Consider the following 6528-nt stretch of genomic DNA (forward strand, 5'->3'; position numbering starts at 1 on the left):
GACCCAAAGACTTATTATTTTAGTAATTGATTGAAAAACCGAATTATGAAAAAATCTATCGCAATAGATATGGATGGTGTTTTAGCCGATGTAGAAGCACATTTTATCACTTGGTATCACCGCGATTATGGCCAAAAATTCACCAAAAAGGATTTACTGGGAAAAACCGAAGAAAATGCATTTCCTAAAAAGGGAATGGTTAAAAAATTCGCTTCTTCTGAAAATTTCTTCCGAAGCGTACCGGTTATGAAAGGAGCCATAGAAGCGGTAAAAGAACTGCAAAAGACTTATGACATATATATAGTTTCGGCAGCGATGGAATTTCCCCAAAGTTTAGTTGAAAAACGAGCCTGGCTCGACCAGTACTTTCCTTTTATTGAGTGGAAAAAGATTATCTTTTGCGGGGATAAGAGCATTATTAATACCGATATTATGATTGATGATCATCTTAAAAACCTAGATCATTTTAAAGGAGAGACCCTGATGTTTAGTGCATTCCATAATGTAAATTTCACCCATCATAAACGTGCTGATAACTGGCAGGAAGTTTTAAATATATTAGGCTCAAGATGAAAATATCTCAGGCATATAATCTTTGGGCCGGGACCTATAATGAGGTCCCCAATAAAACCAGGGACCTTGAAGCAAAAGCGATAAGAGCATCTTTAGGTAATAAAAATTTTGAGCAAAGCCTTGAATTAGGCTGTGGAACAGGAAAGAATACCTTCTGGCTGGCAGAACGATCTAAAAGCATGACAGCGCTGGATTTTTCAGAAAAAATGCTGGAAAAAGCCCGGAAGCTTGATCCTAAGAATAAAGTGAATTTTATCAAAACCGACCTTCAAAAGGCCTGGCCGGTAGCAGCAGTAAATTTTGATCTTATAAGTTGTAGTTTAGTATTGGAACACATCGAAGATCTGGATTTTATCTTTCAGCAAGCCAGTAGAATATTAGTCAAAAAAGGAGAGTTTTATCTTTGCGAACTACATCCCTTTAAACAATATCTGGGGAGTAAAGCACGCTTTGAGACTTCTCAGGGCACTCAAGAGCTGGAGGTCTATAGACACCATATTTCCGATTATATAAAAGCTGCGGAAAAATCGGGGCTCGAGTTAAAAGGTATAAACGAATACTTTGACCAGGATAAAAATGAAATCCCGAGACTTATTTCCTTTCTTTTTAAGAAATAACTCCCGGGACCTTTATTCTGATAATTTCTTTAATATAAAACCCTGAACCGTATCGTTCCTTTTAAGCCTTTTAGATCTTTTATGACCTTTTTATCGTATTTCTTATCAATATCGGTAATCACATAACCGATGGTTTCGTTGGTTTTTAGATACTGTCCCTCAATATTAATATCGTGCCCGGCAAGAATTCTGTTGATCTCTGCCAAAATTCCCGGCCTGTTTTGGTGAATATGAATCAGCCTGTGTGCATTTTGCAAGACAGGTAATTGTAAATTCGGGAAGTTAACCGAGTTGGTGGTACTTCCGGTATTGATGTATTCAATAATTTTTCCTGGAACAAAATTCCCGATATTTTCCTGGGCCTCCAGAGTACTACCACCGATATGTGGAGTTAAGATCACGTTGGGTAAATTTCTTAATTCAGAAATAAATTCTTCGTTATTGGTTTTAGGCTCCTGTGGGTATACATCTATGCCTGCCCCCATTATTTTTCCTGATTCTATATTCTCCTTCAGGGCTTTTATATCTACAACGTGCCCCCTGCTGAGATTCAGGAAGATCACGTTCTCTTTCATATAGCCGAATTCCTTTTCCCCGATAAAATTCTGGTTTTCCTTCCTACCATCTACGTGCAGAGTCACGATATCTACAGTTTCCAGAAGTTCTTTCAGGGAGTTGCATTTGGTTACATTTCCCATGGGCAACTTTTCCTGAACATCATAATAGTACACATCGAAACCAACTGATTCTGCCATAACAGAAAGTTGTGCCCCGATATTACCATAGCCGATAATTCCCAGCTTTTTACCTCTGGTTTCAAAACTGTTGGTAGCAGATTTCTCCCATTTCCCCTGGTGCATTAAACGTATTTTGTCCGGCAGATTACGCATTAGTAAAATAATTTCGCCGATTGCCAGTTCAACCACAGATCTTGTATTGCTATAAGGGGCGTTAAACACTGCTATTCCTTTCTTTAAGCAAGCCTGAAGGTCTATCTGGTTAGTCCCGATACAAAAAGCTCCCACCGCAATTAGACGGTTGGCGTTTTCCAGCACCTTTTCGGTTAAATGCGTTTTAGAGCGGATACCGATTACCGAAACATCTTTGATACGCTCACATAGTTCGTCTTCGTCCATCGCACCGGGATGTACGCTAACATTATAACCTTCTTTCTTCATAATGTCAACCGCATCCTGGTGTACGTTTTCAAGAAGAAGTACATTAATTCTATTTTTAGGGTAAGAGATCGCTTTGTTCATATTGTGTACAAATAAAAATTCGTCTAAACTTGGTGTTATATGGTCTGCTTTTTCAAGGATATTGGCCCGTTCTACATTTTCTGTAAAAGCGTAAAACTTATTGGCAAGGCCGGCGGCTTTTATTTCATAATCGGTGTAGCCATCACCAATGACATAAACATCCCCTTTTAATTTCAATTTTTTGAGTTGTTCTACTTTTCCATTATTGGAAGATAAGACATTGTTTTTATCAAAACCTACAATGGCTCCCTGGCTATCAAACTCAAAAGTATTGGCAAAAACATTCTCGGGTTTAACCCCGTAAGGTGCCACAATAGGTACAATAAATTCCTTGAAGCCGTTGGAGACTATATAAATATTTTCGTGATGATCATTAAAAAATTCACGGTTTCTAACAAAGGAAGAAGATACTCTCTCACTTAAATTCTCCACCAGTTTTGGCAGATCACTTTTATTGGCCTTTAATAGTCTAATTCGCTCTACAAGGGATTCCCTAAAGGAGATCTCCCCCTTCATCCCCTTGTCGGTTAGGGCCTCAACCTCATCGAGGTTCTTTTTTTTATCAGGATCTTTATCCAGGGAGATTTCTCCCAGGACATCCAGGGCTTCTACCTGGGTAAATGTGCTATCAAAATCTATTACAAAGTGTTTGTTTTCACTCATAGTTAAGGTACTCTAAAATGAACCCTAAAACTACTATTTTTAGAAATCTTAAGTAACTTATTTAAGTAAAATAAAGAACCGGAAATCTTATTAGTTGTAGATTTTCAATATTTCATAAAATGGGGCTGGAAAAAATATTGAGCTGATAAAATCGGTTGAAAATTCAGTCTAAAAAATGAAATTTTCTCGATTTTAAAAATAAAAAAAATCTGGTCCAAAAAACACTAAAACCTCTACAAGCTAAAAATCAATATAAAAAAATGCCCTTACCAGGCGAATTTCCCGGTAAAGACATTTAAAGTTATAATTTTAAAAGGCTATTCTTCTACGATGAATTTTCCTTTCATTACCGAGTAATGTCCTGGGAAGCTACAGATATAATCATATACTCCGGCTGCAGGAGCTTCAAACTCTATGGTTACCTGTTCTCCACCACCAATTAACTGGGTGTGGGCGATAATCGCATTAGTGCCTTCTGGTATATAATCGTTTTCCTTAGCCTGAACTGCTTTCTGACCGAATTCGTTAATTACGGTCCCCTGCTTTAATAGTACCCAGTTATGGCCCATTACGGTTTCTTCCATTTCCCCAACATGCTCCAATGTTAAGCGAACGGTTTGACCGGCTTTTACCCTAAGGGTATCTTTATTAAAACGCATCTGGTCGTTTCCTTCAATGGTAATTTCCACCACGTCTTTGTCAGAAGCATTTACTTCAGTGGAAGCTTTATCCATTGTAGTTTCCGACTGAGACTGTGAATTTCCATCCCCGATGGTTATTTGGTCTTCTTTTTCTTCTTTTTTATCACCGCAGGCAATCATAGCTACAGCTCCTAAAATCAAAATAGATTTACTTAAAAATTTCATCCTTAATTATTTAATGTTCGTATTTAGTTTAATGCGTTATCAAAGATAAATTAATTTTAATTGCTAGAAGATTTCAGTAAAGTTTTTTCCGGCCTTTTATAATCAAAAGGCCCTGTTTCCCTTATAATTTGCCAAAATCTCTTATCTTCATAGATTGAAAACAAAACCACACTAGATGAAAATTAAATTCAGAAAAAGCCTTGGCTTGCTGGCCTTTATAAGTATTATGCCAGGTTATGCCCAGGAACAAAATCAACAACAACATATGGACAATATCCTATTGGCCGAATGGACCGGGCCTTATGCAGGGGTACCTGCTTTTGACAAAATGAAAGTTGAGCTGGTCAAACCGGCAATGCTTAAAGCGATGGATTCACATCTTGCTGAAATTGATAACATCACCAGCAATCCCGAACCGGCAACGTTTGAAAACACTATTGTGCCCTTTGAACAATCGGGTGATATGCTGGATCGTGTTTTTACTTACTACGGAATTTTTAGCAGCAATATTTCCAGCCCTGAGTTTAGGGAAGTTCAAAGGGAACTTTCTCCTGAGATCTCTGAATACAGCTCAAAAATCTCACAGAATTCCGCCCTTTTTGAAAGGATCAAGACCGTCTTTGAAAATTCACAGGAGCATCCTTTGCCTGCGCCCGAGCAGCGGGTTATTGACCTTATATATGAAGAATTTGCCATGGAAGGGGCTAATCTTGATAAAGATGATAAAAAGCGCTATGCCCAAATCAATAAAGAACTTTCAAAACTTTACACTAAATTCTCCAATAATGTCCTGGCAGAAGAAGAAAACTACATTGTGTATTTAAACGAGGATGAACTGGGTGGACTTCCGGAATCTTTCGTGAAAGCCGCAGCCAGTACAGCAAAAGACAACGGCAAACCGGGAAAATATGCCATCACTAACACCCGTTCGGCCATGGATCCTTTTTTAACATATTCTGACCATAGAAAACTTCGTGAGAAGGTTTGGAGCAATTACTATTCCCGTGGCGATAATAATGATGAATTTGACAATAATGACATCATCAAGAAAATTCTAACACTTCGGGATGAACGCGTCGAATTGCTGGGATATGATAATTTTGCACAGTGGCGTTTACAGAACCGAATGGCTAAAAACCCGGAAAATGCAATGGAACTTATGAAAGCAGTTTGGCCAGCTGCCCTAGCCCGTGTGGAAGAAGAAGTAAAAGATATGCAGGCAGTAGCCGATCGGGAAGGTGCAAATATTACAATTAAGCCCTGGGATTATCGATATTATGCCGAAAAAGTAAGAAAAGAAAAATACGATCTTGATAGTGAAGAAGTAAAACAATATTTAGAACTCGGCAATCTCACCCAGGCTCTTTTCTTTACTGCCGGGGAACTTTTTAATTTCGAGTTTAAGCCGGTAGAAGAAGCAAGCGTACCGGTTTTTCATAAGGATGTAAAAGTCTGGGAAGTTACCGACAAAGATTCAGGGGAACTTATAGGACTTTGGTATTTAGATCCTTTTGCACGCCAGGGAAAACGTTCCGGGGCCTGGGCCACTACCTATAGAAGTTATTCTGAATTAGAAGGTGCAAAACCGGTATTGGCCTCTAATAATTCCAACTTTATTGAACCTGCACCGGGAGAACCTGTTCTGGTTTCCTGGGACGATGCTGAAACATTTTTTCATGAATTCGGTCACGCACTTCATTTTTTAGCAGCAGACATCAAATATCCTACGCTTAACAGTGGTGTTCGGGATTATACGGAATTCCAATCGCAGTTGCTCGAACGTTGGTTAGCTACCGATAAAGTGATTAACCGCTTTTTGAAACATCATAAAACAGGAGAAGTGATTCCTGAAGAACTCGTTGCGAAAATTAAAAAAGCAGCAACTTTTAACCAGGGCTTTGCTACCACCGAATTTTTAGCCTCGGCTTTGATGGATATGAAATACCACACCACTGATCCTGATAAAATTGAACCAAGGGTGTTTGAAAAGGAAACCCTGGATGAACTTGGAATGCCTGAAGAAATTGTGATGCGTCACCGTTCCCCACATTTCGGGCACATTTTCTCCGGTGAAGGTTATGCAACTGGGTACTATGGTTATTTATGGGCCGATGTACTGACCTCGGATGCCACCGAAGCTTTTGCGGAAGCTCCGGGAGGATTCTACGATGAAAATATGGCGGAAAAACTTGTCAAATACCTATTTGCGCCAAGAAATGCAATGGATCCTGCAAAGGCTTATCGTAAGTTCAGGGGACGAGATGCCAAAATTGATGCCTTGATGCGTGATCGCGGTTTCCCGGTACCAGAAACTAATAAGTAGCATCTTTAAATAAGGATAAAAAATCAAAAGCCGTTTCTAAAGAGGAACGGCTTTTTTATTTCATCAAAATTCTAAATTATTCTATTGCTTTGGCTACAAGTCTATTTGGACCTCTGGCAAATCCATAGAGACTTAACCCGGACTATTCATGAGTAGTTTAGCAGTAGTAATTTTTTAGAGCCATTTTAGTTTTCTCTTGAATCTGGTTAAGTTTTGACCATTTTTCT

The 6528-nt window shown here is 38.8% G+C and carries 5 protein-coding genes; 3 read left to right on the forward strand and 2 right to left on the reverse strand.

The features are described 5' to 3' along the window. Positions 1 to 45: 45 nt before the first annotated feature. Positions 46 to 573 carry a 5' nucleotidase, NT5C type gene (locus DET49_RS17560; RefSeq protein ID WP_133550054.1) on the forward strand — a complete coding sequence of 176 codons (528 nt, stop codon included), beginning with the start codon at positions 46 to 48 and terminating at the stop codon, positions 571 to 573. After that, the gene (locus DET49_RS17565; protein ID WP_133550056.1) at positions 570 to 1190 is read left to right on the forward strand and encodes a class I SAM-dependent DNA methyltransferase; all 621 of its coding nucleotides are present in this window, start codon (positions 570 to 572) and stop codon (positions 1188 to 1190) included. The genes DET49_RS17560 and DET49_RS17565 overlap by 4 nt, the downstream gene beginning before the upstream one ends. A 29-nt stretch (positions 1191 to 1219) precedes the next feature. Here the strand turns inward: DET49_RS17565 and serA are convergent, their stop codons facing one another. Further along, the gene (gene serA / locus DET49_RS17570) at positions 1220 to 3112 is read right to left on the reverse strand and encodes a phosphoglycerate dehydrogenase (RefSeq protein ID WP_133550058.1); all 1893 of its coding nucleotides are present in this window, start codon (positions 3110 to 3112) and stop codon (positions 1220 to 1222) included. Positions 3113 to 3429: 317 nt separating this feature from the next. Further along, positions 3430 to 3978 carry an azurin gene (azu, locus tag DET49_RS17575; RefSeq protein ID WP_208109664.1) on the reverse strand — a complete coding sequence of 183 codons (549 nt, stop codon included), beginning with the start codon at positions 3976 to 3978 and terminating at the stop codon, positions 3430 to 3432. Between the two features lie 226 nt (positions 3979 to 4204). Here azu and DET49_RS17580 point away from each other — a divergent pair, with 226 nt between their 5' ends. Next, the gene (locus tag DET49_RS17580) at positions 4205 to 6301 is read left to right on the forward strand and encodes a M3 family metallopeptidase (RefSeq protein WP_410527967.1); all 2097 of its coding nucleotides are present in this window, start codon (positions 4205 to 4207) and stop codon (positions 6299 to 6301) included. Positions 6302 to 6528: the final 227 nt, after the last annotated feature.

The organism is Salegentibacter sp. 24, from assembly GCF_004362395.1.
In the GTDB taxonomy this organism is placed as follows: Bacteria; Bacteroidota; Bacteroidia; order Flavobacteriales; family Flavobacteriaceae; genus Salegentibacter.

What these genes read in the sequence shown, in the direction of transcription:
- DET49_RS17560 (WP_133550054.1), top strand. Translation starts at nt 46, where the DNA reads ATGAAAAAATCTATCGCAATAGATATGGATGGTGTTTTAGCCGATGTA.
- DET49_RS17565 (WP_133550056.1), top strand. Translation starts at nt 570, where the DNA reads ATGAAAATATCTCAGGCATATAATCTTTGGGCCGGGACCTATAATGAG.
- serA (WP_133550058.1), bottom strand. Translation starts at nt 3,112, where the DNA reads ATGAGTGAAAACAAACACTTTGTAATAGATTTTGATAGCACATTTACC.
- azu (WP_208109664.1), bottom strand. Translation starts at nt 3,978, where the DNA reads ATGAAATTTTTAAGTAAATCTATTTTGATTTTAGGAGCTGTAGCTATG.
- DET49_RS17580 (WP_410527967.1), top strand. Translation starts at nt 4,205, where the DNA reads ATGCCAGGTTATGCCCAGGAACAAAATCAACAACAACATATGGACAAT.